Here is a 15,171-nt window from a genome sequence, read left to right as displayed (position 1 = left end):
CGGCACCCCCGCCCGCACCCCCGACGGCACTTTCGTTTGGGAAACGGCGCCCTCCGAGAGCGCTTTCGTTCGGGAAACGGCGCCCTCCGCCATCCCCGGGCCCGACGGCGTCGCCCACCTCCCGCGCCCGCTGCGCGGTCGCGTGGAGTTCGAGCATGTGCGCTTCTCCTACACGCCGGAGAAGCCGCTCATCACGGACCTGAACTTCGTGGCGGAGCCGGGGCAGACGGTCGCGATCGTCGGGCCGACCGGTGCCGGCAAGACCACCCTGGTCAACCTGATCATGCGGTTCTACGAGGTGGACGGCGGGCGGATCCTGCTGGACGGCGTGGACACCCGCACGGTCAGCCGCGGCGAGCTGCGCGCCGCCACCGGCATGGTGCTCCAGGACGCCGTGCTCTTCGGCGGGACCATCCGGGAGAACATCCGCTACGGCCGACTCGACGCCACGGACGAGGAGGTCGTCGCGGCGGCGAAGGCCACCTACGTGGACCGTTTCGTGCACACCCTGCCCGACGGCTACGACACCGTGATCGAGCAGGACGCCGCCAACGTGTCCGCGGGCGAGCGGCAGCTCATCACCATCGCCCGTGCGTTCCTGGCCCAGCCCTCGCTCCTGATCCTGGACGAGGCCACCTCCTCCGTGGACACCCGCACCGAGGTGCTGGTCCAGGGCGCGATGGCGGCGCTGCGCTCGGACCGCACGAGCTTCGTGATCGCCCACCGCCTCTCCACCATCCGGGACGCGGACGTCATCCTCGTGATGGAGGACGGCGACATCGTGGAGCAGGGCTCGCACGATCAGCTGCTGGCCGCTCGCGGCGCGTACTTCCGGCTGTACAGGAGCCAGTTCCAGGGCGGGGAACAGGCGGAGGAGCAGGACGACGACGGCGCGCCCGCCGCGCGCGAGGACGCCCGCTGAGGCCGGGGCTGGATGGCGCCGGCGCCCAGCCACTGGCCGCTGGCGTCGCTGCGACACGGGACCACCCGATGACCTTCTCGATCCAGGTGCCGGTGAGTTTCACGAGCCCGCACCTCTCCGGAGCCGGAGGTGTACGGGGCTAGGGCGCGCGGCGGTGACGGGAGTATCGAAACCCGATCGTCGGGCCACCCCTGCCGGTGTGGCCGCGCTCATTCGTCCCCTGAGATTGCGCATCCGTCACGCGCAGGACCCTCTTGACTCCCTGGTGGGGCACGTCTGTGGACCGACCGAGAATTCTCTGGACACAGGGCGAGCACCTTCATAGAGTGTGATGTAGATCACGACTGAGCGTGAACCATAAAGAGGAGCGACATGGGTATGAAGCAGCGGATTTCTAAGGTCGGTGCCGGCGTGGCCGTCGCTGGACCGTTGGCCGTCTCCGGTGCGGTGCCAGCGCAGGCGCTGACGGACTCCGGTCGGCAGGACTGCAGCGCAGGACTCCTCCTGTCGGGCACCTACGGCTACTGCTACTACCCGTACTGACTCGCCGGCACCGATGACTTCATTACGCATTCCTGCGACGGCCGCCCTGGTGGCGGCCGTCGCCCTGACCCTCACCGGCTGCGTCGGTCGGGAGTCTGCGGGCCTCGGCGGTTCATCCACGGTCGCCGCTCCCCCCACCGCGACGGCCGAGAAGACCTGGGACGCCTCGCAGTGGGTTCCCACCGAGAGGATCGAACCCCTCCTGACGACGGAGGCGGAGAAGGAGCGCGCCTACCGTGAGCAAGTCGCGCGGCACGCTCAGGGGGCGGGAATGCCCGCGCCGCCTCAGGTGGAGCGCTCCGGGTGGTACGCCACGTCCCTCGAGTCGGACCGCATGGTGTCCACATGCCTGGCCGAGGCCGGGTGGCCGAACTCGGTCGGTCCGACCGGGGGAATTCAGATCGACACCCCACCTGAGTCCCAGAGGTCTGCTTTCGAGGCGGCCTACGTGACCTGCTACGCACAGCACCCGGTGGATCCGAGCTACACCCAGGACTGGACCGATCCGCAGCTCCGCCTCGTCTATGACTACTGGGACCAATACCTCATCCCGTGTCTCGAGGCCTACGGCTACACGGTCGACACCTCCGCGCGCCCCTCCAAAGAGGCATTCGTCTCCGCGTTCTACACTCCAGGCCGCCACCAGTGGTGGCCCTTCGCGGACAGCATGAGGGGCGTGTCGGCAGAACGCCAGGCCGAGGTCGCGCAGACATGCCCGGAGCTTCCGCCGCAGGATGTCTTCTGGGGGTCATCCGGATGAATCGCCCCGCCCGCTGGGCCGCCCTCGTCCTTGCGCTCGTGGCCGTCGCCGCGCTCGCCTTCTGGGCCGGCCGGGTCACGCTCACCCCTCCGGCTCAGGCCGAGCAGCGTCCGGCCGCGAGCGCCCTCGTCACCGTCGCCGAGCAGGAGCTCGGCCGCGTCATCACCCTCGGCGTCTCCGTGTCGCGCGAGCAGACGCCGGCGGCGGTGAACGCGCTGACCGGCGTCGTCACCCGGGCCGGAGAGTCCGGCGAGGTGGCTGCCGGGGAGGTGCTGTACGCCGTCGCCCAGAAGCCCGTGCTCGTCCTCCAGGGCGAGCTTCCCCAGTGGCGCCCTCTCGGGGAGGGCACTTCCGGCGACGACGTCGCCGCGTTCCAGCGCATGCTCGCCGCCACCGGCGCGAAGGTGGAGGCCACCGGCACGTGGGACGAGGCCACCGCGGACGCCTGGGACGACTGGCTCACCGAACGCGGCTACCCCGCCGCGGACACCGTGGAGCTCGGCCAGCTCGTGGTCCTCGACGCCCTCCCCGCGCCCCTCAGCGTGGACGCGAAGACCACCGCCGTCGGCACCACCCTCGCCGGCGGCGAGAACGTGGTGGCCCGCCCCGGCGACCAACCGGACTTCGCCCTCGAGGTCAACCAGGAGCAGGCCGCCCTCATCCCGGCCGGCACCCAGGTCACCGTGCCCCACGGCGAACACGAATGGAAGGCCGTCGCCGGCGAGTCCACCTCCGACGAGCAGGGCCTGATCCGCATCACCCTCACCGCCCCGGACGGCGGCGTGGTCTGCGGCGAGGACTGCGACACCCTGCCCGCCGACGCCACCACCTCCCTGCTCTCCCAGGTCAGCGTGGTCCCGCCCGTCTCCGGGCCCGTGGTCCCCGTGTCCGCCCTGCGCACCCAGCCAGACGGCGCCGCGACGGTCACGGTGGTCCGGGACGGCGCCGCGGAGGACCGCACCGTCACCGTCCTCGGCTCCGCCGACGGCCTCGCCGTCGTGGACGGCGTGGACGCCGGCGAGCAGGTGCGCGTGCTGAACGGCACCCGATGACGGGGCCCGCCACCCCGGGCACGCCCGCCGCCCCCGTCGTCCCCGCCGCCCTCGCCGTCGAGGACCTGCGCTTCGCCTATACCCGCGCCGCCGAGGAGCTGTTCGACGGCCTCACCCACGCGTTCACGCCGGGCGCCGTCACCGCCCTCACCGGGCCCTCCGGGCGCGGCAAGTCCACCCTCCTGTACGTGCTCGGGCTCATGCTCACGCCCACCTCCGGAGTGGTGCGCCTCGGCGACGTCGACGCCTCCACCCGCCCGGACCGGGAGCGCTCCCGCCTGCGCGCCACCTCCGTGGGATTCGTGTTCCAGGACTCGGAGCTGGACCCGTCCCGCCCCATCCTGGACTCCGTGGTGGAGCCCGGCCTCTACGCCGGGTTGGAGCGCCAGACGCTCGAGGACCGGGCACGGGCGCTGCTCGAGCGCTTCGGCCTCGCCCACCGCGCCGACCACCGGCCCGGGCAGGTCTCCGGCGGGCAGGCGCAGCGGGTGGCCGTGTGCCGCGCCCTCGTGAACGCGCCCGTCGTCGTCCTCGCGGACGAGCCCACGGGCAACCTCGACCCGGACAACGCCGGCCTCGTCATGGACGCCCTCGCCGATGCCGCCGCCGAGGGGCGCACCGTGGTGGTCGCCACCCACGACCCCGCCGTCGTCGCCCGCGCCGACGAGGTGGTGCGGCTGTGAACCGGGAGGACCGCCCATGAACCTGCGCACCCTGCTGCGTGAAGCCGTCACCGCCGCACGCACCTCTCCCGTGCCCTCCGCCCTCGTGCTGCTCGTGGTGGCCGCCATGTGCTTCGCCGCCGTGGCCACCGTGGGCAGGCAGGCCGCCACCGAGGCGGCCGTCGCCGCAGAGCTCTCCGGCCCCGGCGCCCGCGTGCTCACCGTCACCGACACCGGCGGCACCGGTTTCCTCACCGGCGCCACCGCGGCCACCCTCGCCGGACTCGACACCGCCGAGGCCGCCCTCGCCCGGGACTCGCCCATGGACGCCGTGAACACCGGGATCGGCCGGGGCGGCGCCCGCGTGGCCGTGACGAACGTGGTCGGCACCCTGGACCGTGGCATCGTGCTGACCCGCGGCCGCCTGCCCGCCCCCGGCGAGGTGGTGGTCCCCGAGGCCAAGCTCGCCGAGCTCGGCCTCGCCCAGCCCTCCGGAGCGATCGAGGCCACGGACGGCGGCCAGTGGGCCGTCGTCGGGGCGTTCCAGGCCCAGGACCCCTTCCAGGACCTCGACGGCTACGCCCTCACCGTCCCCGCCGCCCCGGACGCCCTCGTGATGCAGCAGGTCCGCGTCCTCGCCGCCGACACCGCCGGCACCCGCGCCATGCAGGAGGCCGCGCTCGCCGTGATCGACCCCGACCCGCGCGCCTCCTCCATCCAGACCGCCCGTGCCCTCTCCGCCGGCAACCAGGTGATCACCGGCGAGCTCGCCGGGCTCGGACGCTCCCTGCTGCTGCTGATCCTCGGAGCCGGCGCGTTCTTCGTGTCCATCGTGGTGCTCGCCGACGTCCTCATCCGCCGCCGCGACCTCGGCCGCCGCCGCACCCTCGGCATCGGCCGCGGAGACCTGATCCTGCTCGTGGCCGTGCGCACCGCCGTGCCTGCGCTGCTGGGCGCCGTGCTGGGCTCCGGAGCCGGGTACGCCGTCGTCGCCGGCCAGGGCGGGACGCTGGGGGTGGACTTCGTGGCGGCGGTGGCCGTGCTGGCCGCCCTCACCGCGCTGCTGGCCAGCCTCGCCCCGGCGGCGTTCGCCGCGTTCCGCGACCCCGTGCGGGTGATGCGGACGGCGTGAGGGGTGGCGGGCGGGCCCGCTCACCGGCGGGCACCCCGCCCGCGCACCGCTACCCTCGGGAGCATGCCCGCCTTACCCGCCGCGCCCCCGCCTGCCCTCACGCCGCTCCAGCGGCAGTCCGTCCTGCGCACCCTGCGCAGCCCTCGGCTGCTGGGCACGGAGGTGCTGGCCGCCGTCGTGGTGGCGCTCGCGCTGATCCCGGAGGCCATCGCGTTCTCGATCATCGCGGGCGTGGATCCGCGCGTCGGGCTGTTCGCGTCCTTCACCATGGCGGTGACCACGGCGATCGTGGGCGGACGGCCCGCCATGATCTCCGCGGCCACGGGGGCGGTGGCGCTCGTCGTCGCACCGCTGTCCCACGCGTACGGGGTGGGGCACCTGCTTGCCGCGATCATCCTCGGCGGCGTCATCCAGATCCTGCTCGGCGTGTTCGGTGTGGCCCGGCTCATGCGGTTCGTCCCGCGCTCGGTGATGGTGGGGTTCGTCAACGCGTTGGCCATCCTCGTGTTCACCTCGCAGCTGCCCGAGCTGATCGGCGTCCCGTGGCTCGTGTACCCGCTCACGGCGTTGGCCCTGGCGATCGTGGTGCTGTTGCCGCGGCTCACCACGGCGGTGCCTGCGACGCTCGTGGCCGTCGTCGTGGTCACCGCCCTGGTGATGGCCGCCGGCCTGGCCGTGCCGCGCGTGGGGGACCGGGGCGCGCTGCCGGACGCGTTGCCCGCGCTCGGCCTGCCGGACGTCCCGCTGACGTGGGAGACGCTGTGGCTGATCCTGCCGTTCAGCATCGGCATGGCGTTCGTGGGGCTGCTCGAGTCCCTGCTCACCGCGAAGCTGGTGGACGACATCACGGACACCCGCTCGGACAAGACGCGCGAGTCCTGGGGGCAGGGGGTCGCGAACGTGGTCTCCGGGCTGTTCGGCGGGATGGGCGGCTGTGCAGTGGTGGGGCAGACCATGATGAACGTCAAGGCGAACGGCGCCCGCACCCGGATCTCCACGTTCCTCGCGGGCGTGTTCCTGTTGGTCCTCGTGGTGGCCCTCGGCGAGTTCGTGGCGCAGATCCCCATGGCCGCGCTCGTGGGCGTGATGATGTTCGTGGCCGCCGCCACCTTCGATTGGCATTCGGTGCGCCCCGCCACCCTGCGCGCGATGCCGCGCTCGGAGACCGCCGTCATGGTCGTGACCGTGGCGGCCACGGTGCTCACTCACAACCTCGCGATCGGCGTGGGTGTGGGTGTGCTCACTGCGCTGGTGCTCTTCGCCCAGCGCGTCTCGCGTCTGGTCACGGTGGCCCGCGAGGTCCACGACGACGGCGACGCCGTCACGTATCGCGTGCACGGCGCCCTGTTCTTCGCGTCCTCGAACGACCTCTACTCGCAGTTCGAGTACGCCCTCGATCCGCCGTGCGTCGTGATCGACATGGGTGCCGCGCACGTGTGGGACGCCTCCACTGTGGCCGCGCTCGACTCGGTGCTGACCAAGTACGCCCAGCACGGGATCCACGCCGAGGTGACGGGGCTGAACGAGGCCTCCGCGGAGATGCACGCGCGCCTCACCGGGCGGCTCGGCACCTGAGCCGGCGGGCTCAGGCGGTGACGAACTCCCACTGGTGCCCGTCCGGGTCGACGATCTCGCGGGAGTGCATGCCGGAGTCGGCCATCTCCTCGCGCAGGTCCTCGGGCAGGGGCACCTCGGCGGCGCCGAGCTCGATCGCCCGGTCCGCCAGGGCGTCCACCGCCGCGGCGTCGCCGACGGTCAGCGCCATGAGGGCGGAGTTGGTGGTGAGGCAGTCGGCGATCTCACGGTTGCCGATGAAGTCGGTGTAGTAGCCGGGGCTGAGGTACATCGCGTACGTCGACTCGGTGAGCTCGATGCACACCGAGTGCTCGTCCGAGTAGTCGTCCATCGCGGTGGCGCCCAGGGTCGTCCAGAACTCACGGATCCGCTCGGTGTCCGTCGTCGGGAGGTTGATGAACACCGGCTGGGAGAACAAGGCCATGGGGAGCACCGTAGACGAGGCGTTCGGCCCGCCGCCACCGCGCGCGTGTCGCGGGCGCGCGGGCGTGGCGTGGGCCACGGAGCCGCTCCCGACGACGGCGCCCGCGGCCTGGCGCGTCCGCCCCCGTTGGTAGCGTGGCCGCCATGAGCGTTCCTCCCTCCGGCCCGCCGGCCGGTCCGCCCGCCGGCTGGCCGCCGTCGGGCCGGCCGTCCGCCCGCCGCGCCGCCGTCGCCCCGAGCCTGCACGGGCACCCCGGCGCCCCCGGTGGCGTCCCCGCCGGCTGGCCCGGCCGCCGGCCTGCGGCCCGCACCGCGCCGGACTGGACCCCGGGTCGGTTCCACTGGGGCGACGCCGTCGTGGTGCTCGTGTACGTGGCGCTCATGGTGCTCGGGCTGGGGCTGTGGCTGGCGGTGTCGCTCGGCCTGGTCCCCGGTGACCTCGAGGCGTTCGACCTGGTCCGCGACGGGTTCACGGTGAACATCGTCAGCTACGCGATCCTCGTGGTGCTCGTGCTGGCCGTGGCCTGGCGACCCCTCGTGACGTCGCTGCGGGTGTTCCGCACGGGCACGTGGTGGAAGCTGTTGCTGCTGCCCGCCACGTGGCTGGCATGCATCGTCGTGAACGTGATCGTGCTGAGCCTCATCGGAGAGGCGCAGACCAGCGCCAACCAGGCCGCGCTCGAGGAGATGACCACGCAGGCCCCGCCCGTGCTCATGATCCTCATGACCGTGGTGGCCGCCCCGCTCGTGGAGGAGTACCTGTTCCGCCACCTGCTGATCGGCAAGCTCTCCCGCTGGATCAACGTGTGGGTGTGCGCCGTGGTCTCCGTGCTCGCGTTCACCCTCCTGCACTTCCTCGGCACCGGCGGCGACTTCCGGCTCGTGGAGACCATTCCGTACCTGACCCTCGCGGTGGCGATCACGGTGTCCTACATCCTGATGGGCCGCTCGTTCGGGTACGCGGTGCTGCTGCACATGGTGAACAACGGCATCGCCATCGCGATGCTCTACCTCGTGGCCCCCCTGCTGCCGGACACGCTGCCCGGCCCCACTGCCCCGACCACGGCGCTGGCCCCGCTGCTGGCCCTGCTGGGCTGAGATGGCAGGACCCTCCGGCTCGACGGCGGCGCCCGCCCCGCAGGACGCGCGCGCCCTCACGCGGCGCATCCTCGCGCTCGCGGTCCCCGCGTTCGGCGCGCTCATCGCGGAGCCGCTGTTCCTGCTGGCCGACACCGCGATCATCGGGCACCTGGGCACGGCCCAGCTGGCCGGCGTCGGGATCGGCACCACCATCCTGCACACGCTCACCGGCCTCATGATCTTCCTGGCCTACGCCACCACCCCGGCGGTGGCCCGGCTGATCGGGGCGGGGAACCCAGCCGCCGCGATGGACCGCGGCCGCGACGGCATCTGGCTGGGCCTGCTGCTCGGCGCGGTGCTGGCCGTCCTCGGCTGGCTCGCGGCCCCCGCGCTGACGGCGGCCCTCGGCGCGACGGGCGAGGTGCAGGCCCACGCCGTCGCCTACCTGCGCTGGTCCATGCCGGGGCTGCCGGCCCTGCTGGCCGTACTCGCGGCCACCGGGGTGCTCCGCGGCCTCCAGGACACCGTGACGCCGCTCGTGGTGGCGGGTGTGGGCTTCGGCGCGAACATCGGGCTGAACGTGGCCCTGGTGTACGGGCTGGGCTGGGGCGTGGCCGGCTCGGCCGTCGGCACGTCCGTGGTGCAGTGGGCGATGCTCGTGACGTACCTGTTCGTGCTGGCCCCGCGCTTCCGCCGCTCGGGCACGGCGTGGGCGCCCCGCGCGTCGGGCACGCGGGCCACCGCCCAGGTGGGCTCGTGGCTGCTGCTGCGCACCGCGAGCCTGCGCGCGGCCATCCTCATCACCGTCATGGCCGCCGCCGGCGCGGGCGACCTCACCCTCGCCGCGCACCAGCTCGTCTTCACGCTGTTCTCCACGCTGGCGTTCGCCCTCGACGCCCTCGCGATCGCCGCGCAGGCCCTGATCGGCGCCGAGCTCGGGGCCGCCCGGCCCGACGCCGCCCGTCGCCTCACCCGGACGATGGTGCGCTGGGGGCTGGGCTTCGGCGTCGTGACCGGGGCCGTGCTGGCCCTGGCGGCACCGGTGCTGCCGGGGCTGTTCACCACGGACCCGACCGTGCAGGCCGCCGCCACCGTGGGCCTGTGGGTGCTGGCCGCCGGGCAGCCGGTGGCCGGGTACGTGTTCGTGCTGGACGGCGTGCTGATCGGCGCCGGCGACGCCCGCTACCTCGCCCTCGCCGGCCTCGTGAACCTCGTGGTCTACGCGCCGGCGCTCTGGGTGCTCGCGCAGCTCGCCACGGGCGGATTCGGCTGGACCGCGGCCTGGCCCGGACCGAACGCCGCCGTGCCCGACGCCGGCGTGCAGCTGGGCCTGCTCTGGCTCGGCTTCGCAGGGGTCTACATGGGGATGCGGGCGCTCACCCTCGGCTGGCGGGCCCGGCGCGACGACTGGATGCGGCTCGGCGTCGTGTGAGCGCGTCCGGGCGGTGACGCGCGGGCCGGGCCGCGGCCGCACGGCTCCTAGACTGGGGCGGTGGCTACCGTGCAGACCCCCCTCGAGATCTCGTCCGTGGTGTTCAAGCCGATCCTGATCCGCGCCGTGGTGGCGCTGGCGTTCGGTCTGACCACCGTGTTCGTCGCCGAGCCGGGCCTGACGTGGATGAAGGTCATGTTCGCGCTGTACCTGGCGTTCTCCGGTTCGGCGATGTGGGAGTACCTGCGCCGCGACCCGGTGCCCGTGGCCATGCGCTCCCCGCTGTCCCTGGCGGCGGCCGCGTGGATGCTCGGCGTGATCGTGCTGCTGTTCCTGGGGTCCCCGGCGGCGGTGGGCGTGGCGGCCGGCGCCGCCCTCGTGCTCGGCGGCGTCGCCGAGCTCGTGGCGTGGGCCCGCCACCGCCGCGAGTTCATCCCCGCGCGGGACCAGCTGTGGACCGGACTCGTGGGCCTGCTCTCCGGGGGCGGCGTGGTCGTGGCCGCCCTGCAGGGCTTCGGCCCGCACGCCCTGCTCGGCATCGCCGGCGGCGGGGCGATCCTGATCGGCGTGCTCCTGATGGTCTCCGGGCTCGGCTTCCACCACGAGGTGCGCCGGGACCGCGGCACGGCCAGGGGCCTCTGAACCGGACCGACGTCGCCGTCCTGACCCGCGGGGCGGACGTTCGCCGGGGGAGGACCTCGGGGCCCCGAGGGGCCACCCGTCGGCCGGACGCGTAGACTGGCTCCGGTCCGCCGCGCCCCGAGGGCCTCAGCCCCGGGCGCCTGCGCGGGCCGTGTCGCCCCAGCCGCCCCCAGCCGTCAGGAGTCCCGCCGTGAGCGCACCGTCCCCCCGCCCGTCCGCCGATCGCGCCGGATCCGGCCGCCCGGCACGCGGCGGTCTGCGCACCACGGTCAAGGGCCCGCTCGTCTTCTCCGCCGTGCTCGGCCTGATCGGCGGGGTGATCGCCGGCATCACCGCCTCCGGCGGCACCCAGAATCCACTGCGCGTCGACATCGCGCTGATCGCCTTCGGCGTCTTCTTCATGACCTCGCTCGTGGTGGTGGCCATGCTGCAGCTCGCCGCGCGCGAGAACCCGGACCACCTCTCCCAGGGCTCCGGTGTGAACCGCTCCTCCGAGGAGATGTTCCGCAAGGCCGCCGCCGACCGCCGCGCCCAGGCCGCCGCCGAGCGCCGCGAGCAGGGCGGCACCGGAGGCGACGCCCCCCGCGCCTGAGCCCGGCGCCTCAGAACCCGAGGCTGCGTGCCTCCCGCCGCAGCGCGTCCGCCGAGGCGTGCAGCGCCCGCATCTCCGCGTCGTCCAGCTCGGGCTGGATCACGCGGGTGACGCCGTCGCGCCCCACCACGGACGGCATGGACAGGGCGACGTCCGAGAGCCCGTGGACGCCGTCGAGCACGGTGGAGACCGGCAGAATGGCGTGCTGGTCGCGCAGGATCGCCTCGAGCAGGCGGGTCGTGGCCACGCCGACCGCGTACGTGGTGGCGCCCTTGCCCTGGATCACCTCGTACGCGGCGTGCACCACGGTGTCCGCCACCTCGTCCAGGTCGGCGCGGGTGAACAGCGGGTCGACCGGCGTCGGCCACTCCAGGATGGGCGTCGGGCCGATGCGCGCCGAGCTCCACGCGGGGAACTCCGTGTCCCCGTGCTCGCCGAGGATGGCCGCGTGCACCGACGACGGGTGGACCTGCGCCCGCGACGCCAGCAGCCACCGCAGGCGGGACGTGTCCAGGAGGGTGCCCGAGCCGATCACCCGGCCGGCAGGCAGACCGGTGAGGCGCTGGGCCACCAGCGTGAGGACGTCCACGGGATTGGTGACGAGCACGATCAGCGCCTCCGGCGCGTGCGCCTGCACCTGGGGCAGCAGGCCGCGCAGGATCTCCACGTTGTGCGCGCCGAGGTCGAGGCGGGTCTGCCCCGGCTTCTGCTTGGCGCCGGCCGTGATCACCACGACCTCGCAGCCGGCCAGGACGTCCGGGTCCGCGCCGCCGGTCATCGCCGACGCGGAGGTGAACGGGGTGCCGTGGGCCAGGTCGAGGACCTCGGCGCGGACCTTGGGCTCGTCGATGTCGTACAGGGCGACCTCGCGGGCGACGCCGCGGATCAGCGCCGCATAGCAGATCGCCGTGCCGACGCCGCCGGCCCCCACGACGCCGACCTTGCGGTGGGCGGGTCCGAGGGACGCGGGGGTGTGGGCGGGGGTGTGCTCGCTCATGTCTCGCAGGCTAGGGGCGTCCGGCCGGCCGACGGAACCCGAGGCCGCCCCGTCCCCCGGCGGGTGGGGCCGGGTCAGTCCTTCTTCTTGTCCGACTTCTTCTTGCCGGCCTTCTTCTCCGCCTTCTTGCGGGCCTTCTTCTCCGCCTTCCTGCGCTCCTTCTTCTCCTTCTTGGTCTCCCGGCGGGGCTCGTCGGCGGCGGCCTCGGAGTCCACGGCGGCCTCGGGCGCCTCGGAGTCCACGACGGCCTCCGGCGCCTCCGCCTCCTCCGGCCCGGCCGGATCCGCCGCGGGGGCGGACTCCGCCGCCTCGGCCAGCCGTGCCCGGTAGGAGCGCACGTGGGTGCGGTTGGCGCAGTTGGCCTCGTCGCAGAACCGCTTGGACCGGTTCCGGCTGGCGTCCACGAGCGCGTTCTCGCAGTCCTCGCCCTCGCACACGCGCAGGCGGGTCAGCTCGCCGTCCATCGCGGTCTCCGCCAGCGCGAGGGCGGCCATCGCGGCCAGCCGCTCCACCGCGTCGGCGGGGACCTGCGCCGGTGCCAGCCCGACGACGTCGCCCCCGGCCGTCAGCCGCAGCGGCCCGGCCGCGGCGAGGAGGGCGTTCACGCGCTCCACGGCGGCCGCCTCGTCCACGGCGGCGAGGGCCCAGACCTCGGCCAGACGGCCGCGGAGTTCGCGGCCACGCACGGCCGCGGCGGCGGCCAGGCGGAGGCGGACCTCGTCCTCCTGGAGTTCAGGGACGAGGGAGGGCAGCTGCGTGGCGGCGGTGAACCGCTCGTCGGCCGGCTGACCGCCCCGCAGTCCGGGGGCGGTGTTCAGGAACGCGGCCAGGGAGGCGAGGCGGGAGAGCGTCGGCGCGGAGAGCATGGGGAAATCGTACGGCGGGCCCGCCCTCCCGTCACCGGCTTCACGCCGCGTATCGGGTCGCCTCCGGCGCCGTCCCGTCCAGTACCCTGACCCCCACGGACCCCGTCTGCGCGGCGGGGTGCACCCATGGGGCCGGAGGGGCCCCCGAACCAGCACAGGAGACCTCCATGTCCCAGACCTCCCAGGCGACCGGTCGCCTCTCCGCCGGGCACGTCATCGTCAAGACCCTCGAGTCCCACGGCGTGAAGCGCGTCTACTCCGTGCCGGGCGAGTCCTACCTGGACGTCCTGGACGGCCTGTACGACTCGGGCATCGAGAACGTGGTGTGCCGCCACGAGGGCGGCGCCACGTACATGGCCGAGGCCGACGGCAAGATGAACGTGGTCCCCGGCGTCGCCATGGTGACGCGCGGCCCGGGCGCCGCGAACGCCCACGTCGGCCTGCACACCGCGTGGCAGGACTCGACGGCGCTCGTGCTGTTCGTCGGCCTGATCCCGTTCGAGCACCGCGACCGCGAGGCCTTCCAGGAGTTCGACCCGCACGCCTGGTTCGGCACCGGTGCGAAGCGCGTGATGGTCCTGGACCACCCGGAGCGCGCCTCCGAGATCGTGGCCGAGGCCATGTTCGCCGCCAGCTCGGGCCGGCCCGGGCCCGTCGTCGTCGGCCTGCCGGAGGATGTGATCCGCCAGGAGATCGACGCGCACCTGCACCCGCAGATCCCCGTGGCCCCGGGCGGCATGACCGTGGAGGACTGGAAGTCCCTGCACGCCGCGCTCAAGGAGTCCCGCAAGCCGCTGTTCATCACCGGTGGCAACGACTGGACGGACGAGGGTGCGCAGACCCTGACGACGTGGCTGGAGGAGCACAAGATCCCCGCCGCCGCCGAGTGGCGCACCGAGGGCACCGTGCCGTTCTCCTCGCCGTCCTACGTGGGCCCGATCGGCTACGGTCGCCCGAAGCCGACCTACGACATGCTCGAGGAGACCGACCTCATCGTGTTCGTCGGCACCGTGCCGGGCGACGTCGTGACCAACGGCTTCACCATCCGCCAGAACTGGGACAAGAAGAACTTCCTCGTCACCATCGACCCGTCCCTGCGCGGCCGTTCCGGCCCCGTGTCCCACCAGATCGTGGCCAAGCCGGACGTGTTCGTCCGCGACCTCGTCCGCATGGAGCTCGAGGTCAAGCCGGAGTGGGAGGAGTGGACCTCCCGCATGCGCGGCGAGCAGGAGAAGTTCGCGGCCCTGCCCCCGGCCGAGCCGTCCGAGGGCCAGGCGAAGATGGCCACCCTCATCGCCAACCTGGTGCCGAAGCTGCCGAAGGACTCGATGGTCTCCCTCGGCGCGGGCGAGCACACCAACTGGGCGCACCGGTACTTCCCGACCGAGGGCTACCGCGCCATGATCTCGGCCCGCAACGGCTCCATGGGCTACTCGGTGCCGGGTGCCGTGGCCGCGTCCCTGAACTTCCCGGACCGCACCGTGGTGACCATCGCCGGCGACGGCGAGTTCCTCATGAACGGTCAGGAGCTGGCGACCGCCGCGCAGTACGGCGCCACACCCCTCGTGATCGTCATGGACAACCAGGAGTACGGCACCATCCGCACCCACCAGGAGCGCGAGTACCCCGGGCGCGTCTCCGGCACCCAGCTGAAGAACCCCGACTTCGCCGCCATGGCCGAGGCGTTCGGCGGCTTCGGGGTGCGCGTGGAGCGGGACGCGGACGTGCCGGCGGCCGTGGACGCGGCGCTCAAGGCCGTCCAGGAGGAGGGCCGGTTCGCGCTCATCCACCTGATCGTGGAGCAGCGCGTCAAGGCCTACTGAGGCCGGCGGCGCGACGCGATCCGCGCCGTCCCTCCGGTCAGGCCGCCGTCGTGGGGACGACGAAGCGCAGCTTCGGTTCGGGAAAGGGCGCACCGTCGAGGCCCGCCTCGACCCGGTCCCGCAGCACGCCCCCGCACGCGCGGATCGTGGCCACGGAGGCGGTGTTCGTCTCGTCGCACGTGAGCAGGGCGGCGGGCACCCCGCGCGCGGCCAGCAGCGTCAGGGCGCCGCGCAGCAGGCGCACGGCGTGCCCCCGCCGCCGGAATGCGGGGCGCACCGCGTAGCCCACGTGCCCGTTGACGTGCCGCAGCGCCTCGTTCAGCTCCCACCGCACGGACACCCGGCCCACAAGCTCGCCGTTCTCGTCCACGCCCACGTAGAAGGACGCGGGCACTCGGCCGGGCTCGACGTCGCCGCGCGCCTCGGCGGCGAACGCGCGGCGGACCGCGGGGAAGGAGCGGGTGCCGGCCATCAGGAAGTCGAACCCCTCCCGATGCAGTTCGGCGTCCGCCTCGCGCGCCGCGATCTCGTCCGCGGCGCGCAGCGGGCGCAACAGGAGGCCGTCCACGGTGACGGTGGGGCTGGGGTCCGGGAGCATGTGCCGAGTGTACGAGGGTGGACGCCGGCCGCGGCCGCGTGAGCCGCCCGCCGCCCCAGCCCTCGTCCCCTC

16 protein-coding genes are annotated in these 15,171 nt (G+C 73.6%); 12 read left to right on the top strand and 4 right to left on the bottom strand.

Annotated features, from left to right (window positions below; all coding sequences use genetic code 11):
* The 7 genes from CITRIK5_RS09415 to CITRIK5_RS09385 all read left to right on the top strand — a co-directional run.
* Positions 1–922: ABC transporter ATP-binding protein (locus CITRIK5_RS09415; RefSeq protein ID WP_159833593.1), on the top strand; the 922-nt coding region annotated here is incomplete at its 5' end.
* Positions 923–1,294: 372 nt separating this feature from the next.
* Positions 1,295–1,465 carry a hypothetical protein gene (locus CITRIK5_RS09410; protein ID WP_020621742.1) on the top strand — a complete coding sequence of 57 codons (171 nt, stop codon included), beginning with the start codon at positions 1,295–1,297 and terminating at the stop codon, positions 1,463–1,465.
* 49 nt (positions 1,466–1,514) lie between these two features.
* Positions 1,515–2,225 carry a hypothetical protein gene (locus CITRIK5_RS09405; protein ID WP_020621741.1) on the top strand — a complete coding sequence of 237 codons (711 nt, stop codon included), beginning with the start codon at positions 1,515–1,517 and terminating at the stop codon, positions 2,223–2,225.
* Positions 2,222–3,277, top strand: coding sequence for a hypothetical protein (locus tag CITRIK5_RS09400; protein WP_020621740.1), 1,056 nt, complete (start codon positions 2,222–2,224; stop codon positions 3,275–3,277). The genes CITRIK5_RS09405 and CITRIK5_RS09400 overlap by 4 nt, the downstream gene beginning before the upstream one ends.
* A complete protein-coding gene (locus CITRIK5_RS09395; protein ID WP_020621739.1) occupies positions 3,274–3,960 on the top strand; it encodes an ABC transporter ATP-binding protein in 687 nt (228 codons plus the stop codon). Before CITRIK5_RS09400 ends, CITRIK5_RS09395 begins: the two co-directional genes overlap by 4 nt.
* A 16-nt stretch (positions 3,961–3,976) precedes the next feature.
* Complete coding sequence (locus tag CITRIK5_RS09390; RefSeq protein ID WP_049147055.1) at positions 3,977–5,071, top strand: hypothetical protein; 1,095 nt, start codon at positions 3,977–3,979, stop codon at positions 5,069–5,071.
* Between the two features lie 63 nt (positions 5,072–5,134).
* Positions 5,135–6,646 carry a SulP family inorganic anion transporter gene (locus CITRIK5_RS09385; RefSeq protein ID WP_061866772.1) on the top strand — a complete coding sequence of 504 codons (1,512 nt, stop codon included), beginning with the start codon at positions 5,135–5,137 and terminating at the stop codon, positions 6,644–6,646.
* A gap of 10 nt (positions 6,647–6,656) precedes the next feature.
* Here the strand turns inward: CITRIK5_RS09385 and CITRIK5_RS09380 are convergent, their stop codons facing one another.
* Positions 6,657–7,070: a VOC family protein gene (locus CITRIK5_RS09380; protein WP_020621736.1), complete on the bottom strand. Its 414-nt coding sequence runs from the start codon at positions 7,068–7,070 to the stop codon at positions 6,657–6,659.
* 143 nt (positions 7,071–7,213) lie between these two features.
* Here CITRIK5_RS09380 and CITRIK5_RS09375 point away from each other — a divergent pair, with 143 nt between their 5' ends.
* From CITRIK5_RS09375 to CITRIK5_RS09360, 4 genes are all read left to right on the top strand, one after another.
* Complete coding sequence (locus tag CITRIK5_RS09375; RefSeq protein WP_061866773.1) at positions 7,214–8,167, top strand: CPBP family intramembrane glutamic endopeptidase; 954 nt, start codon at positions 7,214–7,216, stop codon at positions 8,165–8,167.
* A gap of 1 nt (position 8,168) precedes the next feature.
* The gene (locus CITRIK5_RS09370; protein ID WP_061866774.1) at positions 8,169–9,581 is read left to right on the top strand and encodes an MATE family efflux transporter; all 1,413 of its coding nucleotides are present in this window, start codon (positions 8,169–8,171) and stop codon (positions 9,579–9,581) included.
* A 60-nt stretch (positions 9,582–9,641) separates the two neighbouring features.
* A complete protein-coding gene (locus CITRIK5_RS09365) occupies positions 9,642–10,223 on the top strand; it encodes a hypothetical protein (protein ID WP_010079963.1) in 582 nt (193 codons plus the stop codon).
* Between the two features lie 190 nt (positions 10,224–10,413).
* Positions 10,414–10,815, top strand: coding sequence for a hypothetical protein (locus CITRIK5_RS09360; protein WP_049144854.1), 402 nt, complete (start codon positions 10,414–10,416; stop codon positions 10,813–10,815).
* 10 nt (positions 10,816–10,825) lie between these two features.
* Here the strand turns inward: CITRIK5_RS09360 and CITRIK5_RS09355 are convergent, their stop codons facing one another.
* Both CITRIK5_RS09355 and CITRIK5_RS09350 read right to left on the bottom strand, forming a co-directional pair.
* Positions 10,826–11,812 carry an L-lactate dehydrogenase gene (locus CITRIK5_RS09355; RefSeq protein WP_129867186.1) on the bottom strand — a complete coding sequence of 329 codons (987 nt, stop codon included), beginning with the start codon at positions 11,810–11,812 and terminating at the stop codon, positions 10,826–10,828.
* Positions 11,813–11,886: 74 nt separating this feature from the next.
* Positions 11,887–12,678 (bottom strand): CGNR zinc finger domain-containing protein, encoded by a 792-nt coding sequence (locus tag CITRIK5_RS09350; protein WP_159833591.1) that lies wholly within the window; start codon positions 12,676–12,678, stop codon positions 11,887–11,889.
* Between the two features lie 167 nt (positions 12,679–12,845).
* Here CITRIK5_RS09350 and CITRIK5_RS09345 point away from each other — a divergent pair, with 167 nt between their 5' ends.
* Positions 12,846–14,501, top strand: coding sequence for a thiamine pyrophosphate-dependent enzyme (locus tag CITRIK5_RS09345; protein WP_069942013.1), 1,656 nt, complete (start codon positions 12,846–12,848; stop codon positions 14,499–14,501).
* A gap of 37 nt (positions 14,502–14,538) precedes the next feature.
* Here CITRIK5_RS09345 and CITRIK5_RS09340 read toward each other — a convergent pair whose 3' ends face one another.
* Entirely contained in the window at positions 14,539–15,099 is a 561-nt protein-coding gene (locus tag CITRIK5_RS09340) for a GNAT family N-acetyltransferase (RefSeq protein WP_159833589.1), read from the bottom strand.
* Positions 15,100–15,171: the final 72 nt, after the last annotated feature.

The organism is Micrococcus sp. 116, from assembly GCF_902506395.1.
In the GTDB taxonomy this organism is placed as follows: domain Bacteria; phylum Actinomycetota; class Actinomycetes; order Actinomycetales; family Micrococcaceae; genus Micrococcus; species Micrococcus luteus.
Note: the sequence above shows the minus strand (reverse complement) of the source record. Positions and strands in the feature narration are given on the sequence as shown.

Bases quoted from the DNA above. Each gene is read 5' to 3' on its own strand.
- CITRIK5_RS09345 (WP_069942013.1), top strand. From the start codon at position 12,846: ATGTCCCAGACCTCCCAGGCGACCGGTCGCCTCTCCGCCGGGCACGTC.
- CITRIK5_RS09390 (WP_049147055.1), top strand. From the start codon at position 3,977: ATGAACCTGCGCACCCTGCTGCGTGAAGCCGTCACCGCCGCACGCACC.
- CITRIK5_RS09340 (WP_159833589.1), bottom strand. From the start codon at position 15,099: ATGCTCCCGGACCCCAGCCCCACCGTCACCGTGGACGGCCTCCTGTTG.
- CITRIK5_RS09395 (WP_020621739.1), top strand. From the start codon at position 3,274: ATGACGGGGCCCGCCACCCCGGGCACGCCCGCCGCCCCCGTCGTCCCC.
- CITRIK5_RS09375 (WP_061866773.1), top strand. From the start codon at position 7,214: ATGAGCGTTCCTCCCTCCGGCCCGCCGGCCGGTCCGCCCGCCGGCTGG.
- CITRIK5_RS09350 (WP_159833591.1), bottom strand. From the start codon at position 12,678: ATGCTCTCCGCGCCGACGCTCTCCCGCCTCGCCTCCCTGGCCGCGTTC.
- CITRIK5_RS09385 (WP_061866772.1), top strand. From the start codon at position 5,135: ATGCCCGCCTTACCCGCCGCGCCCCCGCCTGCCCTCACGCCGCTCCAG.
- CITRIK5_RS09410 (WP_020621742.1), top strand. From the start codon at position 1,295: ATGGGTATGAAGCAGCGGATTTCTAAGGTCGGTGCCGGCGTGGCCGTC.
- CITRIK5_RS09400 (WP_020621740.1), top strand. From the start codon at position 2,222: ATGAATCGCCCCGCCCGCTGGGCCGCCCTCGTCCTTGCGCTCGTGGCC.
- CITRIK5_RS09370 (WP_061866774.1), top strand. From the start codon at position 8,169: ATGGCAGGACCCTCCGGCTCGACGGCGGCGCCCGCCCCGCAGGACGCG.
- CITRIK5_RS09380 (WP_020621736.1), bottom strand. From the start codon at position 7,070: ATGGCCTTGTTCTCCCAGCCGGTGTTCATCAACCTCCCGACGACGGAC.
- CITRIK5_RS09355 (WP_129867186.1), bottom strand. From the start codon at position 11,812: ATGAGCGAGCACACCCCCGCCCACACCCCCGCGTCCCTCGGACCCGCC.